At 33.1% G+C, this 20,200-nt stretch carries 14 protein-coding genes; 8 read left to right on the top strand and 6 right to left on the bottom strand.

From position 1 onward, the window contains the following. Window positions 1-3: 3 nt before the first annotated feature. Both FC80_RS05225 and FC80_RS05230 read right to left on the bottom strand, forming a co-directional pair. Entirely contained in the window at window positions 4-2,163 is a 2,160-nt protein-coding gene (locus tag FC80_RS05225; RefSeq protein WP_057829079.1) for an RNA degradosome polyphosphate kinase, read from the bottom strand. Then, window positions 2,160-3,668, bottom strand: coding sequence for a hypothetical protein (locus tag FC80_RS05230; protein WP_057829080.1), 1,509 nt, complete (start codon window positions 3,666-3,668; stop codon window positions 2,160-2,162). The genes FC80_RS05225 and FC80_RS05230 overlap by 4 nt, the downstream gene beginning before the upstream one ends. A gap of 320 nt (window positions 3,669-3,988) precedes the next feature. Between FC80_RS05230 and FC80_RS05235 the strand changes: the two genes are divergently transcribed. Both FC80_RS05235 and FC80_RS05240 read left to right on the top strand, forming a co-directional pair. Then, the gene (locus tag FC80_RS05235; RefSeq protein ID WP_057829081.1) at window positions 3,989-5,119 is read left to right on the top strand and encodes a D-alanine--D-alanine ligase family protein; all 1,131 of its coding nucleotides are present in this window, start codon (window positions 3,989-3,991) and stop codon (window positions 5,117-5,119) included. Window positions 5,120-5,248: 129 nt separating this feature from the next. Next, window positions 5,249-5,812, top strand: coding sequence for a DNA-3-methyladenine glycosylase I (locus tag FC80_RS05240; RefSeq protein WP_057829082.1), 564 nt, complete (start codon window positions 5,249-5,251; stop codon window positions 5,810-5,812). Window positions 5,813-5,927: 115 nt separating this feature from the next. On the opposite strand, the gene FC80_RS05245 is transcribed toward FC80_RS05240, so the two are convergent. From FC80_RS05245 to FC80_RS05260, 4 genes are all read right to left on the bottom strand, one after another. After that, the gene (locus tag FC80_RS05245; RefSeq protein WP_057829348.1) at window positions 5,928-6,398 is read right to left on the bottom strand and encodes a universal stress protein; all 471 of its coding nucleotides are present in this window, start codon (window positions 6,396-6,398) and stop codon (window positions 5,928-5,930) included. A 759-nt stretch (window positions 6,399-7,157) separates the two neighbouring features. Next, window positions 7,158-8,432 carry a replication-associated recombination protein A gene (locus FC80_RS05250; protein ID WP_057829083.1) on the bottom strand — a complete coding sequence of 425 codons (1,275 nt, stop codon included), beginning with the start codon at window positions 8,430-8,432 and terminating at the stop codon, window positions 7,158-7,160. Window positions 8,433-8,554: 122 nt separating this feature from the next. Next, window positions 8,555-9,163, bottom strand: a complete 609-nt coding sequence (gene rpsD / locus FC80_RS05255) for a 30S ribosomal protein S4 (RefSeq protein WP_057829084.1) — start codon at window positions 9,161-9,163, stop codon at window positions 8,555-8,557. A gap of 205 nt (window positions 9,164-9,368) precedes the next feature. Further along, window positions 9,369-9,821: a GAF domain-containing protein gene (locus FC80_RS05260; protein ID WP_057829085.1), complete on the bottom strand. Its 453-nt coding sequence runs from the start codon at window positions 9,819-9,821 to the stop codon at window positions 9,369-9,371. A 185-nt stretch (window positions 9,822-10,006) separates the two neighbouring features. Between FC80_RS05260 and FC80_RS05265 the strand changes: the two genes are divergently transcribed. From FC80_RS05265 to FC80_RS05290, 6 genes are all read left to right on the top strand, one after another. Next, complete coding sequence (locus FC80_RS05265) at window positions 10,007-11,722, top strand: septation ring formation regulator EzrA (protein ID WP_057829086.1); 1,716 nt, start codon at window positions 10,007-10,009, stop codon at window positions 11,720-11,722. Between the two features lie 276 nt (window positions 11,723-11,998). Then, the gene (locus FC80_RS05270) at window positions 11,999-13,147 is read left to right on the top strand and encodes a cysteine desulfurase family protein (protein ID WP_057829087.1); all 1,149 of its coding nucleotides are present in this window, start codon (window positions 11,999-12,001) and stop codon (window positions 13,145-13,147) included. An 18-nt stretch (window positions 13,148-13,165) separates the two neighbouring features. After that, the gene (thiI, locus tag FC80_RS05275) at window positions 13,166-14,383 is read left to right on the top strand and encodes a tRNA uracil 4-sulfurtransferase ThiI (protein WP_057829088.1); all 1,218 of its coding nucleotides are present in this window, start codon (window positions 13,166-13,168) and stop codon (window positions 14,381-14,383) included. A 317-nt stretch (window positions 14,384-14,700) separates the two neighbouring features. Next, window positions 14,701-17,358 (top strand): valine--tRNA ligase, encoded by a 2,658-nt coding sequence (locus FC80_RS05280; RefSeq protein ID WP_057829089.1) that lies wholly within the window; start codon window positions 14,701-14,703, stop codon window positions 17,356-17,358. Window positions 17,359-17,882: 524 nt separating this feature from the next. After that, the gene (locus tag FC80_RS05285) at window positions 17,883-18,836 is read left to right on the top strand and encodes a glycosyltransferase family 2 protein (RefSeq protein ID WP_057829090.1); all 954 of its coding nucleotides are present in this window, start codon (window positions 17,883-17,885) and stop codon (window positions 18,834-18,836) included. Between the two features lie 25 nt (window positions 18,837-18,861). Then, the gene (locus tag FC80_RS05290; protein WP_057829091.1) at window positions 18,862-20,094 is read left to right on the top strand and encodes a nucleotide sugar dehydrogenase; all 1,233 of its coding nucleotides are present in this window, start codon (window positions 18,862-18,864) and stop codon (window positions 20,092-20,094) included. Window positions 20,095-20,200: the final 106 nt, after the last annotated feature.

The following is a 20,200-nucleotide window of genomic DNA, read 5'->3' on the forward strand; positions in this document are numbered from 1 at the left end:
AAATTATTCCTCCTCACCATTACTAGGCAGTTGCGGAGAATCATCATGGTGCATCATTGGAATAAAAGTTGATGGTTTCTTTGTTTCTGCACGTTGCTGCGCTAATAATAATTGATTTTTTTGCTTTGCTTCTTCAATAAAGTACTCTTGTGAATTATGACTTACATGGCCACGACGATCTACATGTGTGAATAGCTCACCGCGTAAAATGCGTGTCTTGACATTATCATCCCACATTGTCGCAAAAATTGAAATTATTTTGTGTTTTATAGTTTCATCTAATGCTGGGAAAAGCAATTCAACACGTCTGTTCAAATTGCGGGTCATCATATCAGCACTAGAAAGGTAAACATCTTCATTTCCTTCATTATAAAAATAATAAATACGACTATGTTCAAGAAAACGACCAACAATTGAATGAACTTCAATATTATCGCTAATTCCAGGAATATCTGTTTTTAAACAACATATTCCGCGAATAATCAATTCAATTTTAACTCCCGCTACTGAAGCCTCATAAAGTTTTTCAATTATTTTTTGATCAGACAAAGAGTTCATTTTCATTTTTATTGCTGCTTTATGACCAGCTTTGGCAGCACGTATTTCATCGTCAATTTTTTTATCAATAAAAGTTCGAATACGATTAGGGGAAATATGTAATTTATGAAAATAGGGAGGTTCTGAATAGCCAGATAACATATTAAATAAATTTGAGGCATCTATACCGATATCTCCATTTGCAGTAATAATTCCCATGTCAGTATAAAAATTTGCAGTCACATCATTGTAATTACCAGTACCAAGGTGGATGTATCGCCGAATTCCATCTTCATCATGGCGGATAACAAGTGCAATTTTACAATGAGTTTTTAAACCAACAAGACCATAAATAACATGGCAACCCATTTTTTCAAGTTGTTTTGCCCAACGTACATTATTTTCTTCATCAAATCTGGCTTTGACTTCAACTAAAACTGTTACTTGTTTTCCGTGTTGCGCTGCTTGACCTAAATAGTTAATAATTGGTGATTTCCCAGAAACTCGGTATAACGTCATTTTTATTGCTAAAACATTGGGATCAGCGGCTGCTTGACCAATAAAATCTACAACGGAACCAAAAGAATCATACGGGTGTTGCATAAAAATATCTTTTTTTCTAATTGCAGAAAAAATATTTTTGCTGTTTTTCAAAGCCGGATCAACAAAAGGTGTGAATTTTGAATATCTTAAATCTTCATGACCATCAATTAAACTTGGAAATTTTTTTAGGAAAGTTAAATCAACAGGCCCATTAATCTCATAAACTGCATTTTTTTCCACATCCAAAGTCTGAATCAAGCGTGCCTTAAGGTGACTATGCATTGTGCTTTCTATCTCAAGGCGCATCACACCACCGTGTTCACGTTTTTTAAGCTGCTTTTGGACCTCTCTTAATAAATCGGAGGTATCTTCTTCAGCGACATCTAAATCCATATCACGAATAACACGATAAGTAGAAGCATCACTAACTTTATATCCAATGAAGAGTGTGCCAATAAATTCTTTGATTATATCTTCAAGCAATATGAATGAATTCTCTGCATGGGGAAGTTTAATAATTCTTGCAAAAACATCTGGAATCCTTACAGTTGCAAAGCGACGATTTTTTTTATTATCCTTTACATGAAGTCGAACTGCAATATTTAAAGAGTTATTACTAATAAATGGAAAAGGGCGTGAAGAATCATCAGCTAAAGGTGTTAATACAGGATATAATTCATCATTAAAATAGCGCTTAATGAATTTATATTGTTCTTCTGTTACTTCAAAAGGCTTGAATATCTTAATATTATTTTTTTCCAATTGAGGAATAATTGAACGATTGTATGTCGTATAACGTCTCGTAACCATTTCCTGTTCTTTTTCATTGATTTTATCAATTTGTTCTTTCGGGGTTAGGCCAGAAGCATCAGTGGATTTAATATTTACAGAATACATTTTATTTAAAGATGCAACTCTAACCATAAAGAATTCATCAACATTACTTTGAGTGATTCCTAGAAAATTTACTCGCTCAAGAAGAGGGTTCTCCGGTTCACGAGCTTCTTCAAGAACACGTTCATTGAATTCCAACCAACTTAATTCACGGTTTTTAAAGTAACTATGCTTATCAAATTTACTCATTGTAATTGCCTCCGCTGTTTTAAAATTGCTTTTATCCCAAAAACTTTTTCAAAGAGTTCAGATTTATTAGTAAAAGACCACTGTTCTAATGAAATATTTTGATTTGAATATGCAAAAATGATTAATTCCTTTTCACGCAATGATACTGATATTTTATGGATTTTTTCTTCACGTGAATCATCTAAAGCATCTGCGATTCTCAAGAATGCTGCTAACTTAGCAACCTTCATTTGAACGTCAGGATCTAAATTTTGAAAATGAGTTTCAGTTGACGAAGGAGATTCGCTACTATGATATCGTGCAATTTCAGCAATAATTTGATTTTCAGCATTAGACAATCCGATAAGTTTGGTTGATTCTAAAATGTATGCTGAATGATTATAGTGCCCTTGCTGATTAATATAATTCCCAATATCAGCGAGGATACAAGAAACTTGTAAAAGCAAGCGCTCACGTTTACCCAGATGATGTAATTTTCTTAATTGATCAAATAGATGTAATGCAATTGCCATAACATTTTCTCTGTGGGATTTACTGGTGAGATAACGTGTAGCCATATTTTCTGCAGTGGTTAATATTAATTCGTCAAAGTTCTGGTTTTTTATACCAGTTCGCTGGGCTCGCTCAATAGCAAGACCATCAGACACAGTAATATTTGTTAGAATTATATTTTTAGTATTAGTTAATTTAACAATTTTATATAATAACAAAAAATATGAGGCAACATTTGTTATCGTATTTTCATCTATTTCAAAATAATCCATCAAAAACTGATCAGAAGCATTTGTAACCTTTTGATACAGTTGAACAAATTCTTCAAGACTCATGCTATACGAAGTCGAGCCTTCAGGAATAAATTTTTTATTTATTACTATTGCATCTTGCAATATGAGATTAGATGGCTTTGCTTGATTTGCAAAAACATGCTTTAGGTGTTCTAGTTTACTTCCAATGTAATCATCAATTACGGCAGTTGGGTTACTAGCAGTCGGTTTTAGAGCTGAGTTAACATCATAAAGTTGTGCTGAACCTAGGTCGATATTCCAAGTTGATGTAAATTTTTGATTACTAAATTGAGATAATGAGACTCGTTCAGAGCCGAGACTTAATAAAAAAGTTAGTGATGAACTAATTTTTTTAAAGTTATCTAAATGTGTGACAATTGCGATGGCCTTATAATATGTTAGCTGACTTGTATTGAGCCACCGAACCCGTAAGGTAGTTCTAACATAAATTTGTTCGCTTAGGTACCGGGCACTAATTTCATCTAATGATTGTTGGTTTCCCCAGAAACGGTAACTTTTAACGCCATATTCTTTTAAAACACGCAAAAAACCGTTAAGCGCAATAACAATTGCTTGAATGTTTTGTTGGTATTCGTAGGTGTGGTTACTATAAAAATTAGACGAAACATTTTCAATAATGGAAAAATCACTTAAGTCAATAATAGAAAGCTTGATTTGTCTTGGAGTCATATAAATAATGCCATAAAGTTTTTTTGCCACAATACTCACCTCAATATTTTGTTACTACATTAATACTAACAATTTTTACCTTTTTTTTAAAGAAAAGATTGTGTAAAGAAAGATTGAAAGATGTTTTAATTTACATTTTCTAAGCAATCAGAAAAATTAGCATGTGCCATTTTCATATACTTGTTTGCAAAAATCGGGTAACTTTTTTTGTGTTTATAAACTGACAAAATCAATTAATCATGGTAATATTTTATAAGATATTGAGATACTTTTGATATTCTAATATTTTTATATTATCGTATAATAGAAAAACCGTATAATAAGATAACTAATAGGAATGGGAAGTTTTCATGGAAAAAAAGAAATTACACATCGCATTATTTTTTGGAGGTAACTCTTCAGAACATGCTGTCTCTAAACGTTCAGCACACAATATTTATGATGGAATGGATAAAGATAAATATGATGTATCAGTGTTCATGTTCACTAAAAGTGGTTACTTGTTAGGCAATGAAGATTCAATGAAGATATTTAATGGAGAAGATGAAGATGAAGTAGTTGCAAAAGCAATTGCCAATGTTGATTTTTCTAATCCACTTGCAAATATCCAAAATATTTCTGAAGTAAAAGACATTGATGTGTTTTATCCAGTAATTCATGGCAACATGGGAGAAGATGGGACTGTTCAAGGATTATTCAGGTTGTTGAACAAGCCTTGGATTGGTAGTGGAGTTGCTTCTTCAGGTGTTTCGTTTGACAAAGATTTAACGAAACAATTGTTAACTTATCATGGAATTCGTAACACCAAATATGTTGTAGTTACTCCAGAGAATAAGGACTATTATACTTATGAAAGATGTAGTGAGAAACTTGGTGAGACTTTGTTTGTAAAACCAGCTCGTCAAGGGTCTTCAGTTGGAATTTACAAAGTTGACAATAAGCAAGAATTTGATGATGCTGTAAAAGAAGGTTTTTACTACGATTTCAAACTACTTGTTGAAGAAGCTATTGATCATCCACGTGAGGTTGAGTGTTCAGTTTTAGGAAACCGTAATACAAAAGCTTCTAAGTTAGGTGCAATCAAAATTCCAGACGATGATGTTTTCTACGATTATAACAATAAATTTGTAGATGCATCTGGGGTGGAGTTCCAAATGCCAGTTGACTTACCAGCTGATTTGACTGCTGAAATAAAACAAATGTCCTTAGATGCTTTCAGAGTACTTGGAAACCGTGGTTTAGCAAGGATGGATTTTCTTGTTGATAGCAATAATGTTCCTTATTTTGGCGAAGTTAACACTTTACCTGGATTCACTAATATTTCATTATATCCGCAATTATGGGCTGTTTCGGGGATAGAATATAGTGATTTGATTGATCAACTAATTGAACTAGCGATTGAAGAGTTTAATGATAATGCAAAACTTCATTATGATTTTGTTGATTTGGGAGCAGAAAAGTTACCTGAAAAAAAGAACTAACATTTTATTTAATTTGATATTTTAGAGAGGGAGTCGTTTCAAAATTAAATTTTGACCTGGCTCCTTTTATTTATAGAAAATTAAAATTGATATATTTTGCGTATTTTTTATAATTAAAGGGGGGATTAGATGAGGTGTCCATGGTCAGTTGGTAATGATTTATTAATGAAGTATCATGATGAAGAGTGGGGGATCCCGAAAAAAGAAGAACAGGTTTTATTTGAATTGCTTTCGCTTGAAATAATGCAAGCCGGTTTAAAGTGGGAAGTAATTTTGAAAAAAAGAGCAGCCTTTAAAATAGCTTTTGATAACTTTGACGTACAAAAGATATCAAAAATGACAGAAGATAATATTCAGCAATTGCTCGAAAATAAGGAGATTATCCGCAACCAACGAAAAATTCGTGCTATCATAAAAAATGCACAAAACTTATGTAGATTAAAAGAAGAGACTGGATTTGATTTTGGAAGTTATCTTTGGGATTTTGTTGGAGATAAGCAAGTCAAAAATTTTTGGAAATTTGGCGAAGAAGTACCAACTCAAACATCAATCTCTCAAAAAATAGCAAAAGATATGAAAAATAATGGGTTTGTATTTGTTGGCCCAACAATCATTTATTCTTTTATGCAATCAATAGGTATGGTTGATGATCATTTGATAGACTGTATTGCCAAAAAAACGCGTATCTCATAATAAAAAAAGGAACTAAATCAGATAATAATTCTGACTTAGTTTCTTTTTTATCTATGACGATTTGTTAGACGCATCTATTTTTAATTATTATATTTTGGGGATGGGGATAAACAAATTAGTTCTGAGGCTGTTTATTATCTAAATCAGTTCTAACAACAAGTACATCACAATTTGCAGATCTTGTAACATATTCAGTGACTGAACCAAGTAGTAAACGTTCAACTGCATTCAAACCAGTTGCACCAATCATAATTAAATCAGTTTTCAATTCAGCGGGTTTTTCTTTTGCAATAATTGTTTTCGGTGCACCATACTCAATTGAGTATTCAATGTTTTCGATGCCGGCTTCTTTAGCTTCATCAACATAGATTTCAATCTTTTTCTTAGCTGTTGCAACTACTTCATCAACCATACTAGTATCATAACTTGAGATATTTTGAAATGCACGCGTATCAACAACATGAAGTAAGTGTAAATGAGCATCTTTGCCATTTCTTTTTGTCACGGCAACTGCTTTCTTGAAAGCTAATTCAGCCTCCTTTGATCCATCAACAGGAACTAAAATGTTTTTATATTGTTGTAACATACAAATCACCCTTTCTTCTTTCAATTCAATTTTACTCCATATTTTTATAATATTAAAGAAAACAGCAATTTTTGTGAATTAGTTCTCAATATAACTTAATGATAAAATTGGAAAAATAGGAATGATAACCACATCAAAAATGATAATCAAAGAGAGATAGATGGGACTCTTAAAGAAGATAGTCGTAAAAGTTAAGAAGGATAATATAAGTAAAATAATTCCAACTACTCTAAGAATGATTTGTAAATCCTTGTGTTTTTCAGGATGAAAATACATGAAGGCTCTTTTGGTATGCATGAGCAAATACAAACCGATACACAGTAAGAGTGTACCCAATATAAAAAGAAATAAATTTATTAATAAATCGATCATCATAAATCCTCAGCTAAATTTAGTTTTTAGAAAAAATGTTCAAGACAATATCCAATAGTATCGTAAACCATAGAGTATTGTTGCACAAAACAAATAAGGAATCAGATCAAAATATAATTCTGATCCGAATCCTCTTTTTATCCAAAGAAAACTTTGGAATCCGTCTAATGCCGTTAATCGTCTCTGTAGTTGAACCCGCAAGTTCAAGTAAGTGGTTTATGATAATTCATTTTTTAACTTCCCTAAAAGGGCTTGTTAGCTAATGAATATTTCAAAAGCCAAGGTATATAGGCGTTCGGTCAACTTTACATTATGAGACAACGCGTACATTTCAGATTATGCTTATATTTTAACATCAAAACTCTTGAATTTCAATGAAAGCGATTACTATATGTGCTTTTGCATTTTATTGAGCCGTCTATATTGTTCCTCAAGCGCAGTTTCGTAACGACCATTTTGTTTAGGTTGATAATATTCTTTAGTCTTTATTTTATCGGGAAGATATTGCTGTGCTACCCAATCGTGTGCAAAGTTATGAGGATAAAGGTAATCTTTTCCACGTCCAAGACTAGATGCACCTTTATAATGTGCATCTCGTAAATGTGCTGGAATTTCACCGTAATTACCACTTTCAATATCTGTTAATGCACTATCAATTGCATTTAATGCAGAATTTGATTTGGGCGAAAGGCAAAGATCAATCACAGCTACAGCTAAAGGGATTCTTGCTTCTGGTAAACCAATTTTCTCTGCTGCAGTGACTGCTTCGACAGTTCTTGCAGCAGCTTGAGGATTTGCCAGTCCTACATCCTCATAGGCAATCGTTAAAAGCCGACGATTTGCACTAATTAAGTCACCCGAGGCAAGGAGACGGGCAAGATAATGAAGAGCTGCATTTGCATCGGAACCACGAATTGATTTTTGAAAAGCTGAGATTACGTCATAATGAGCATCACCATCTTTATCTTGGACCAATGCTTTATGTTGTAAGCATTCTTCAACAATTGGCAATGTAATTTTAATAATCTCAGATTCACTAGGGGTGGACTTCACTGCTAGTTCAAGTGCATTTAGTGAACTGCGCAAGTCACCATGAGTAGCGCGGCTTAAATGTATAAGGGCATTTTCATCTAGTACCACGTTGATGTTGCCAAAACCATTTTCTTTATCATTGAGTGCACGATTTATCGCTTTTTTTATATCATTTTCACTGAGTGGTTTGACTTCAAAAATTTGTGTTCGACTTCTGATAGCAGGATTAATTGCAATATACGGATTTTCTGTAGTTGCCCCAATCAAAATGATACGTCCACTTTCAAGATGGGGTAATAAAAAGTCTTGTTTTGGTTTAGTCAGTCGATGGATTTCATCTAACAATAAGATGACAGTACCACTCATTTTTGCTTCTTCTACCACGACTTCTAATTCTTTTTTTGAATCAGTTGCAGCATTAAGTATTCTGAATGCATATTTTGTTGAACCTGCTATTGCGCTTGCAATACTGGTTTTGCCAGTTCCTGGAGGACCATACAGAATCATTGAGGATAAAAGCTTAGCATCCACCATTCTCCTAATAATTTTTCCAGGTCCAACTAAATGTTGTTGGCCAACTACATCATTAATATTTTGAGGGCGCATGCGAAAGGCTAATGGTTTTAACATAGATATTCTCCTTTCAATCCATTAAAAGTATAACATTTAAAAAATAAAAAAGTTGAGTAAAGAGAGAAATAAAAAAGCCAGATTCAAAAGGAGAATCTGACCATATTGACAAAAGCCAATTATTAAAGTTTGTTGTAGTATTCAACGATAAGAGCTTCATCAACTTCAGCTTCAAGTTCTTCACGTTCTGGTAAACGAACAAGTGAACCTTCGAGCTTGTTTTCATCGAATGTTACAAATTGTGGACGACCTACAATTGCCTCAAGAGCATCCTTAACGATTTGTAGATTCTTTGACTTTTCACGTAATGAAATAACATCACCTACAGAAACTTCATATGAAGGAATATCAACGCGCTTGCCATTAACTGTAATGTGACCATGATTAACCAACTGACGTGATTGACGACGAGTTGTAGCTAATCCTAAACGGTAAACAACATTATCTAAACGTTGTTCTAGAAGAATCATGAAGTTGTCACCATGACGACCTTGACGAATCTTACCAGCACGTTTGAAAAGGTTTGAGAATTGGCGTTCTGAAAGGCCATAAATCATACGAAGCTTTTGCTTTTCACGTAATTGTAAACCATATTCAGATAACTTACGACGATTATTTTGACCATGTTGTCCTGGAGCATATGGACGACGAGCTAATTCTTTACCTGTACCAGTCAATGAAATTCCTAAACGACGTGATACTTTCCAACTTGGACCTGTATAACGAGACATAAATAAGTTCCTCCAATAAAATTGTTTTGGAGTAAAATAAGCTTGCTTGCTTAGTATTCGTGCAGTTAATTTTGCAATGTTCACTCTTGCAGCCGAAGAGGTACTAACTGAACCAAAAAGGCAATTAACTGTTGACGAGCTTACCGCAAGCTGCTGCATATTTTACACATCAAACAGTGTATCGAATTAATTACTAATAGTCAAGTTAATTACAATGATTAAGTAATGTTTTTACTAAAGAATTTAGTGTGGAACAATCATCTTTAGTGAAGCGATTTACAATTGTTGAATCAATATCCAGTACACCAATTTTTTCCCCATTTTTTATCAATGGGATAACAATTTCAGAACGACTTGCAGCGTCACAAGCGATGTGTCCAGGGAATTCTGCAACATTTTTTACAATCAAAGGTTGCCCACTTTCAAATGATGTGCCACAAACTCCTTTCCCCAGTGCAATGTGCATACAAGCAACTTTTCCTTGAAAAGGTCCAAGAATTAATTCGTTGTTAGTTGAATCATAAAGATAGAAACCAGCCCAGTTGATCTCCTTGAAGCTTTCAAAGATTAGGGCAGAAGCATTTGCTAAGTTTGCAATATAATTAGTTTCATTTTGCAATAATGCATCTAATTGTGATACTAAAAGTTTATTTTCCATTATAAAACTCCTGTTAGGTGTACTAATCTAGTGTATGTCAATATATACTATGATATAATTAAATAGATTTTAGATTGAAAAACTATATTTAGCAACCCTATTTTAAATTTTGGGGTATAGTTATTCATAATATGGGCTTGTTAATTAGAAAACAAAATGTTTTTTTACATAGGAGTGTGGGTTTAATGACGTTAATATTAAGTGCAATAGTAATTGTTGCAGTGGTAACTTATTTTTCTTTTTTTTATATACAGCGGAAAAACAATTCAGAGATTGAAGAAAAAAAAGAACAAATAAATAATTTTGTTAATTCTACTATACATGAAGAGTTTAATAGTACTGAAAAAATAAAATTAGCTGGTGATTCACTTGCACAATTTGAAGAAACTAAGCAAAACTATTTATACATGGTAAATCATAAGTTACCACAATTATCGGAACATTTAACAGAATTAAGTGATGCTAACACACATTATCGTTTCTTTGAAGTAAGGCGAGAACTTAAATTGATTGAAATGAAACTTCAAAATGCTACTAAGGTTGAAAAAGATACAAAGAATACCTTAGAGTTACTTAAAAAAGATAACTTAGAGCACCAAAAGAAAACTAAGGAATTGGAACAAAAATATCAAAAAATTCGTAAAACTTTACTTGCAAAAAATTTCTCATTTGGGCCGAGTATAGATAAACTCGAAGAGAATTTATCTGAGATTGAAAAAACCTTTGATAACTATAGCGAGATGGCAAAGGTTGGAGATTATGTGAAATCGGCTGAAATATTAAAAACATTGAAAAAAGAGACCGTTCTGTTAGAAACGGCAATTAAAGTTGTTCCACCATTATATCGAAATGTTAAAAATATTTTTCCTGAACAAGTGACAGAAATTAAAGACGGATATGAGAAGTTAGTTATGGATAATTTTGGGTTTAAAACCAATTTTGAGAAAAAGATAACAGATATTCAAACTTTAATTGCATCAGATATTGTGGATTTGAGTGAATTAAATTTTGATGAAGCAAAAACAACAGATGAGAAGATAGATCAAAAAATTAATGAAGCGTACGATGAGCTTGAATTGGAGATTAAGTCCAAAAAAAGTGTTCAAAGTAGATTGGTTAAATTTGAAAAATTTATTAAACATGCACGGAAAAATCAAAAAGAACTATTGGCCGAATTAAACCGCCTAAATCAAAATTATACGTTCAATCACAATGAAATGGAAAGTGCACAAGAAATTAATGAGAGCCTAGAAATAATTGAAAAGGAATTTGTAGAATATAAAGAAAAAAGTGAAAACAGATTGCCAATCGTTTATTCTGATATCGATATTAAACAGCAACAACAGGTTAAAGAACTTGGTACTATTGAAGAAAAACAAGCTAAAATTGCAGATGGAATACAAGGCTTATGGGAAGATGAGCAAAAAGCACATAAAGCTGTAAAGCTCTTTGATCTTGATATTCATACATTAAAAAGAAATCTTGAAAAGTTAAATTTACCGGGACTGTCTAAAGAATATTTGGATTATTTTTATGCGGTTAATTCTGAAATTGATGATTTGGCAGATAAATTAGCGCAAACAAAGATTGATATGGATGAAATAACAAAGCTTTTAATTGATACACAATCTGATTTGGATGTGCTTAGTGAAAAAACAAATGATATACTTGATAGTGCATCATTGACGGAGCGTTTGTTACAATATGCTAATCGTTATCGTTTACGTTATCCAGAAATAGCAGATGCAGCAACAGAGGCAGACAGTCTTTTCAATCGCGAATATAATTATTCAGCTAGTCTTGAAAAAATCGCGACAGCAGTAGATAATGTAGAAGCTGGCGCATATAAAAAAATTGAAGACGACTACTACGCAAGTAAAATACAAACTCCTGTTAAATAACTAAGTTAAGTCATAGTAGTTTTGAGGCTGCAAAGAATATTGAACTTGAGAAATAACCTAGAAGATACAAGTTGTGTATAATAAAAAAGGACAGGTCGACTCCACCATGACCGGGTCCTTTTTAATACTTTTAGGTACTTGCAATAGAGCTTGAGTTTTTTTAGTCGTCAAAAAAATTTTAAAATTCAACTTTGTTTTTAGCGACGTATATTATAAAATGGTTTGCGAGTTTAGTTTTTGACTGTAAAAAATAATTTGGATATAAGAAGGGTAAATATGATATATTTTGATAATAGTGCAACTACAAAAATAGCGCCTGAATCATTAGAAACCTATTCTAAGGTTAGCAGTCAGATTTGGGGTAACCCGTCTTCTTTACATGAGTTGGGTGAAAAGGCATTTGGACTTCTTGAACAATCACGCTTGCAAATTGCAAATTTGATGGGCGTGGAACAAGATGAAATTTATTTTACTAGTGGCGGTACAGAAGGGGATAATTGGGTAGTTAAGGGAACAGCTATTGAAAAACACATATATGGCAAACATCTAATCACTTCAAGTGTTGAACATCCAGCAATTTTAAATTCAATGGCACAACTTGAAAAGTTAGGATTTGAAGTAACTTATCTACCAGTCAATGAGAATGGTCAGGTGTCTGTTAGCAGTCTAAAAGAAGCAATCAGACCTGACACAATTTTAGTTTCAATAATGGCTGTGAATAATGAAATTGGAGCGATTCAACCAATTGATGAGATTGCAGATGTTTTAAAGGAGTATCCTAAAATTCATTTTCATATTGATGCTGTACAAGGAATTGGCAAAGGAATTCAACAGAGTATAATGAATGATCGTGTGGACTTTGTAACATTTTCAGGTCATAAATTTCATGCTCCACGTGGGATTGGTTTCATGTATAAAAGACGCGGACGTAAGTTAGCCCCTCTAATGAGTGGCGGTGGTCAGGAGAAAAATTTACGAAGTGGGACAGAAAATCTTCCTGCAGTAGCGGCAATGGCAAGATCTTTGAGAATTTTGTTGAACAATGAAGATGAGAAAGTAAAAAAACAGTTAGAAATAAAGAAGTTTATTTTTGATTTTGTTACTCAGTTTCCCAAAGTTACAATGTTTTCAAAAATGACTGCTAGTTTTGCACCACATATCTTATGCTTTACTATTGATGGAGTTCGGGGTGAAACAATCGTACATGCATTTGAGGAACAAGACATATTTCTTTCGACAACTAGTGCATGTTCTTCAAAAAAACACGTTGTATCAGGGACGCTAAATGCAATGAATATTCCAGAAAAAATTGCCACTTCAGCGATTCGTGTAAGCCTAGATGAACACAATAGCCTTGAAGAAGCACGAAAATTTGTAACAGTTTTTGAAAGATTGTATCATCAGTTTGAAAAAATAAATTCGTAGATTGAAAGGAAATAAAACGTGCAATATACTGAAATAATGGTTCGCTATGGCGAATTATCTACTAAAGGTAAAAATCGAAAAAGTTTTATTGATAGATTAGGTTTTAATGTTAGAGAGAGTTTACATTCTTTCTCGAAATTAGTGATTAAAGCAAATAGAGATAGAATGCATATCCAATTAAATGGTGAAGATAGCACAAGCGTTATGAAGAGATTAGAACAAGTCTTTGGAATTCAAAATTTTTCACCTTCTATTAAAGTTGCTCGAGATGTTGACTCTGTCAAACAAAGGGCAGTTGAATTGCTGAGGGAGCAATTTTTTGAAGGAATGACTTTTAAAATTAACACGAGACGTTCTGATCATGATTTTAAATTAGATACTAATGAAATGAATGACCTACTTGGGGGATATATTCTCGATAACATTCCAAACATCAAAGTAAAAATGAAGAATCCGGATGTTATTTTACGTGTTGAGATTCGTAGTAATGGAATTTTTCTTTCAAGTAAAACAATCGAAGGTGCTGGAGGATTGCCAGTTGGAACTGCAGGTAAAGGAATGCTAATGTTGTCAGGCGGAATTGATTCACCTGTTGCAGGGTACTTAGCAATGAAGCGTGGAGTTGCAATCGAAATGGTACATTTTTATAGTCCTCCATATACAAGTGAGCAAGCCTTAAATAAAGCTAAAGAATTAACTGCCAAACTTGCACCTTTTGTTGGCAATATCAAATTTATTCAAGTTCCCTTTACTGAGATTCAAGAAACTGTAAAACATGATGTACCATCAGGTTATTTGATGACTGTACAGAGACGTTTCATGTTGAGATTGGCAACATTGATTGCGAAAAAACGTGAAGGATTAGCGATTTTTAATGGAGAGGCCCTCGGACAAGTAGCTTCCCAAACGCTTGAAAGTATGGTGGCGATAAATGATGTGACAACACTTCCTGTATTACGACCTGTTGTGTCAATGGATAAAAATGAAATTATTGAGATTGCGCAAAAAATTGATACGTTTAACTTGTCGATTATGCCGTTTGAAGATTGTTGCACAATTTTTGCGCCGCCAGCTCCAAAAACCAAGCCACGTCTAGACAAGGCACGGTTATATGAGGCACGACTAGATATCGAAGGATTAATTAAAAGGGCGCTAGATGGAATTACTATTACGGAAATTAAAAGTGATGACAGATTTTTAACAGAAACAAGTGATAGTTTTGCAGAATTTTTATGATTGCGCTTGACGAGTTGATGTAACCAAGCTATGATATACTCCATAAGCGAATACAAGAGGATTTTGAAAACACAGTTGCACAGAAACTAGGTTTTTAGCTGAGAGACCTTCAACTTATTTCAGGATTGTAGCTTGTAAGCTGTTGGACTGAAGTGAATTTTATTGTTCATGCGTAAGTTTGACCGGACTGATGGTTCGTTAATATAGAATTAAGAGGGGTTAAATGCCCAACTTAGGTGGTACCACGGTGAAAATCGTCCTATATTATTTATTAGGACGGTTTTTTTGTTACAAAAATAAAAAAAGGAGTTGGGATAATGACAAAAGAAATAACAATGTCAACAAAATATGAACCACAACAAGTTGAAAAAGGGCGCTACGAAAAGTGGCTTAAACAGGGAGTATTCAAGCCAAATGGTGATAAAAAAGCAAAACCATATTCTGTTGTAATTCCACCACCTAATGTTACTGGAAAATTACATTTAGGACATGCATGGGATACTACTTTGCAAGATATGCTTATACGTCAAAAAAGAATGCAAGGTTTTGACACTTTGTGGCTACCTGGAATGGATCATGCAGGTATTGCGACGCAAGCCAAGGTTGAAGCACGTCTAGCAGAACAAGATATCTCTCGTTACGATTTAGGCCGTGAGAAGTTTATCGAAACTGTTTGGGAATGGAAAGATGAATACGCAGATATTATTCACAAACAATGGAAGAAATTAGGACTTTCTTTGGACTATGATCGTGAACGATTTACATTAGATGAGGGTCTTTCAAAAGCTGTGCGTAAAGTTTTTGTGAATCTTTATAATAAAGGCCTGATTTATCGTGGTGAATACATCATCAACTGGGACCCTAAAGCTAGGACAGCATTATCTGATATTGAAGTTATTCATAAGGATATAAAAGGTGCATTTTATCACGTTAAATATCCTTTTTCAGATGGGACTACATTTGCCGGAAAAGATTACATCGAAATAGCAACTACAAGGCCCGAAACAATGATGGGAGATGTTGCGGTTGCAGTTCATCCGGATGATGAGCGTTACAAGGAAATTGTTGGGAAAACACTTACATTACCATTGCAAGGTCGTCAAATTAAGATTATCGCTGATGAATATGTGGATCCTGAATTTGGAACAGGGATGGTTAAGATTACACCGGCACATGACCCTAATGATTTTGCTGTTGGCAATCGTCATAATTTGGAAAGAATTAATACCATGAATGATGATGCATCGATGAATGCGAATGCTGGTAAGTATGAAGGAATGGATCGCTTTGAAGCACGTAAAGCAATTGTGGCTGATCTTGATGCCGCTGGCTACTTATTGCGCGTTGAACCAATCACTCATAGTGTTGGTCATTCCGAACGTACTGGTGTCCAGGTTGAAGCACGCTTATCGACACAGTGGTTTGTTAAGATGAGGCCACTAGCAAAAGTTGCCTTGGAAAATCAGGATTCAGAACAAAGAGTAAATTTTGTACCAAGTCGTTTTGAGAATACATTTACACAGTGGATGGAAAATGTTCATGACTGGGTAATTTCACGACAATTATGGTGGGGACATCAAATACCTGCTTGGTACCATAAAAATACTGGAGAAATCTATGTTGGTGAAGAAGCACCAAAAGATCTCGAAAACTGGGTTCAAGATGAAGATGTATTGGATACTTGGTTTTCAAGTGCATTGTGGCCGTTTTCTACAATGGGTTGGCCAGATGAGAATGCAGCTGACTATAAACGCTACTTCCCAACGGATACCCTAGTTACAGGATACGATATTATTTTTTTCTGGGTTTCAAGAATGATTTTCCAAAGTCTTGAATTTACAAAAAAGCGTCCATTTAAGCACGTTCTTATTCATGGCTTGATACGTGATGAAAATGGTGTAAAAATGAGTAAATCTTTGGGAAATGGAATTGACCCAATGGATGTAATTGATAAGTACGGTTCAGATGCATTACGCTGGTTCCTATCCAATGGCTCTGCTCCTGGTCAAGATGTACGTTTCAGTTATACAAAGATGGATGCTGCTTGGAATTTCATTAATAAAATTTGGAATGCTAGCCGGTTCGTTATTATGAATCTTGATGATGAAACGACAGCACAATTACCTGCAAAGAAACAATGGAAGTTATCAGATAAATGGATTATTAGTCGTTTAAATGAAACAATTGGTGATGTTACACGTTTGTTTGATAGCTTCGAGTTTGGTGAAGCTGGCAGAGCACTTTATAATTTCATTTGGAATGACTTTTGTGATTGGTATATAGAGATGTCAAAAGAAGATTTGAATGGAACAGATGAACAGTCAAAGAAAGACACACAAAATATTTTGTGTTATGTTCTTGATCAGACTCTGAGATTATTACATCCAATCATGCCATTTGTTACTGAAAAAATTTGGTTGGAAATGCCGCACGATGGCGAATCATTGGTGACTGCAAAGTATCCTGAATATAATGCTGCTGATGTAGATGAAATTGCGCAAGGAGAAATGGAGAATTTGATTGAGTTAATCAAAGCTGTTCGTAATAGCCGTGCTGAAGTTAATGCGCCAATGTCAAGTGCAATTGAAATCTTAATTAAAACATCTAATGAAAAGACTAAAAGTATTTTTGAAGCTAATGTTGATTATATTGAACGTTTCTGTCATCCTAAGAAACTCGAAATTAGTGCAGATGTGATTGCACCTGATTTGGCAATGACATCTATTATCACGGGTGCCGAAGTCTACTTGCCTCTTGCAGATTTAATCAACATTGATGAAGAAATTATAAGGCTTCAAAAGGAAGTAAAAAAATTAGAAGGCGAAGTTATTCGTGGAGAAAAGAAATTGGGTAATGAACGTTTCGTTGCCAATGCTCCTATGGAAGTTGTTGCTCAAGAAAAAGAGAAACTTAGGGGTTACCAAATAAAATTAGAGGCAACAAAGGAAAGAATCATAGCACTGAAAAGGAACTAACTTGGCCAATAAGCAAAGTAGAATATAAGTTAATGAATTTTAGGATATTTTTGAAGTAGGTTTAAACAATCGAAGTTTAGTTCTGGTATTAATTGGTGAAAGTCAGTTAATATCAGAACTTTTTATTTTACACTGAAAGTGAAGCTAAGATCGACTGTAGTCTTTGAAACTTTGAGTCCGTATTTTAAAGAAATTAGGTTAATAGTCAAATATTGCCTTAATTTTTTGTTATGAGTTAGTTCTTACATGAAATGTGTGGAGTACTAGTGAAGATGGTATGGACGATACAATTATATATAGACAAAAAAATTATTATGAATAAGAGTGGTTTATAAGACAAACGCTAAAATTACCCATAGCAAAGTTTTGGAGTACCTTAAATTTAGAGAATAGGCTAATAGTGTATTAATTCATAAATTGTTAATTGTTAATTCATAAAATATTCAAAAATATTCTTTAGAATTTTGGGAAATAGCTATTGTACTTTTTAAAAGTGCTTTTGATACAAAGGAGACTTTCATATTATGAGTTTAAAGAAGGCACTGCATTGTAGTATTAGGCGAACTCAATTATTTATTAATTTACCGTATGAAAAAAAAACGGGACAAGCGTTGAAAAAAAGTGAACTAAGGGCAATCATAAATGGAGCTGCATTGTTAGCTAAATTATGGCTTAAAAAGAATGATTATTCTGAAGTGAAATATCAACTTTCAATGACAATGATTGTAAAAAATGAAGCAGAATATATTAAAGAATGGCTTATGTATTATAACTCATTAGGTGTGGAACATTTCTATATTTATGATAATGACAGTCAAGATAACCTAAAAAGGGTAATAGAACCGTTCAAAGAAAAGGTTACTTATGTAAATTTTAGCGGTACTGGAAGACAAATGGATGCATATAATGATGCGCTAAACAGATATGGTAGATACTCCAGATACATGGGTTTTTTGGATGCCGATGAATTTATTTTTCTGAAAGATGGCCGAACAACATTTATTAATTTACTGAATAATTATTTTGCAGATTCACATGTTGGAGGATTCGTAATTAATTGGCAAATATTTGGTTCCTCTTTTTTGAAAAAGAAACCACAAGGACTTTTAACTAATAATTTTTTATATAGGGCAAAAAAAGATTTTCGGAAAAATGTTCATGTGAAATCAATTGTAGATCCTAGAAAGACAGTGGGTTTTTTAAATGATCCACATGGAGCTTACTATTTACCAAGTTATCATGCAGTGAATGAAAAAAGGCAAGAAATAGATGGCCCATTCTCAGAAAGTGTGAGTACTAATAAAGTCCAAATTAATCATTACTTTACCAAATCCGAAGAGGAATTTAGGCAAAAAAAAGCACGAGGGCGTGCAACTAAGAATTCACAAAGAACGATGCAAGATTTTATTGAGCATGATAAAAATGAGGTTTTTGATGACTCACTGAAAATTTACAATCAAAAAAATAATCTTAAGTAATCTTTAGGAAAGAGGATTTGACGATATGACAAAGCAGAAAGGCTTAAAAATAGCAGTTGCTGGAACAGGTTATGTTGGACTAAGCATTTCGGTTTTGTTGGCACAAAGAAATGAAGTTTTTGCAGTAGATATCAATGAAGAAAAAATAAAACTTTTAAAAGAGAATATTTCACCTATTGCAGATAAAGAAATCATAGAATATTTAGCCACACGTGAATTGAATTTGATTCCAACAACTAATGCGGAAAAAGCTTACAAAAACGCTGATTTTGTTATAATAGCAACGCCTACAAATTATGATAGTGAAAAAAATTTTTTTGATACTTCTTCTGTTAAGCAAGTTATAAGATTAGTAAGAAATTATAATGAAAAAGCAGTAATCGTTATAAAATCGACTGTTCCTGTAGGATTTATGAAGAAAATAAAAAATGAACTTAATTTAGAAAATATAATTTTTAGCCCAGAATTTTTAAGAGAAAGTAAGGCATTATATGATAATTTACATCCCTCAAGAATTATTGTGGGTACTGATTTAGCAAGTAAAAAAGAAATAAATAATGCACAAAACTTTGCGAAATTATTGAAAGACGGATCACTTGATCAGGATGTTTCAACACTTGTAATGGGATATAATGAGGCTGAAGCAGTGAAATTGTTTTCAAATACGTATTTAGCATTAAGAGTTAGCTATTTTAATGAACTGGATACCTATGCAGAGACAAAGAAACTTAATACTGAGCAAATTATCTCTGGTATAGGTTTAGACCCTAGAATAGGAACTAATTATAACAATCCTTCATTTGGTTATGGTGGCTATTGCTTGCCTAAGGATACAAAGCAGTTACTCTCAAACTATAAGGATGTGCCACAAAATCTGATTGAAGCAATTGTAAAATCTAATTCAACCAGAAAAAAATTTATTGCAGAACAGATTTTAAAATTAATTGAAAATAATAATTGGATAAAGAGTCCAGTTATTGGTATTTATAGACTAACAATGAAGCAAAATAGCGATAATTTTCGGGAAAGTTCAATCCAAGGTGTCATTAATGAATTGCAAAATATACGTCCAAATATAAAAATTTTAATTTACGAACCAATGTTAAAAGAGCAGACAGTTTTTCAGGGATATATGATTGAAAAAGAGTTAATTAGATTTAAAGAAAATAGTAATGTGATTGTTGCAAATCGTTTTAATGATGAATTAGCCGATGTTCGCAATAAAGTATACACTAGAGATTTATTTCATTTGGATTAAAAATAAGAAAAAATATTATAATTATTTTTTAAAACTGAGGCTGAGTCATAAAGCAAAAACTTGACAAAGCTTTTTTTAGTAATTTAAATGTATTTTATAAATTAAA

Origin of the sequence: Liquorilactobacillus cacaonum DSM 21116 (assembly GCF_001436735.1) — a bacterium.
GTDB lineage: Bacteria > Bacillota > Bacilli > Lactobacillales > Lactobacillaceae > Liquorilactobacillus > Liquorilactobacillus cacaonum.

Excerpts from the sequence above, each read along its gene's own strand:
- FC80_RS05225 (WP_057829079.1), bottom strand. The coding sequence starts at position 2,163 with ATGAGTAAATTTGATAAGCATAGTTACTTTAAAAACCGTGAATTAAGT.
- FC80_RS05235 (WP_057829081.1), top strand. The coding sequence starts at position 3,989 with ATGGAAAAAAAGAAATTACACATCGCATTATTTTTTGGAGGTAACTCT.
- FC80_RS05240 (WP_057829082.1), top strand. The coding sequence starts at position 5,249 with ATGAGGTGTCCATGGTCAGTTGGTAATGATTTATTAATGAAGTATCAT.
- FC80_RS05245 (WP_057829348.1), bottom strand. The coding sequence starts at position 6,398 with ATGTTACAACAATATAAAAACATTTTAGTTCCTGTTGATGGATCAAAG.
- FC80_RS05250 (WP_057829083.1), bottom strand. The coding sequence starts at position 8,432 with ATGTTAAAACCATTAGCCTTTCGCATGCGCCCTCAAAATATTAATGAT.
- rpsD (WP_057829084.1), bottom strand. The coding sequence starts at position 9,163 with ATGTCTCGTTATACAGGTCCAAGTTGGAAAGTATCACGTCGTTTAGGA.
- FC80_RS05260 (WP_057829085.1), bottom strand. The coding sequence starts at position 9,821 with ATGGAAAATAAACTTTTAGTATCACAATTAGATGCATTATTGCAAAAT.
- FC80_RS05265 (WP_057829086.1), top strand. The coding sequence starts at position 10,007 with ATGACGTTAATATTAAGTGCAATAGTAATTGTTGCAGTGGTAACTTAT.
- FC80_RS05270 (WP_057829087.1), top strand. The coding sequence starts at position 11,999 with ATGATATATTTTGATAATAGTGCAACTACAAAAATAGCGCCTGAATCA.
- FC80_RS05280 (WP_057829089.1), top strand. The coding sequence starts at position 14,701 with ATGACAAAAGAAATAACAATGTCAACAAAATATGAACCACAACAAGTT.
- FC80_RS05285 (WP_057829090.1), top strand. The coding sequence starts at position 17,883 with ATGAGTTTAAAGAAGGCACTGCATTGTAGTATTAGGCGAACTCAATTA.
- FC80_RS05290 (WP_057829091.1), top strand. The coding sequence starts at position 18,862 with ATGACAAAGCAGAAAGGCTTAAAAATAGCAGTTGCTGGAACAGGTTAT.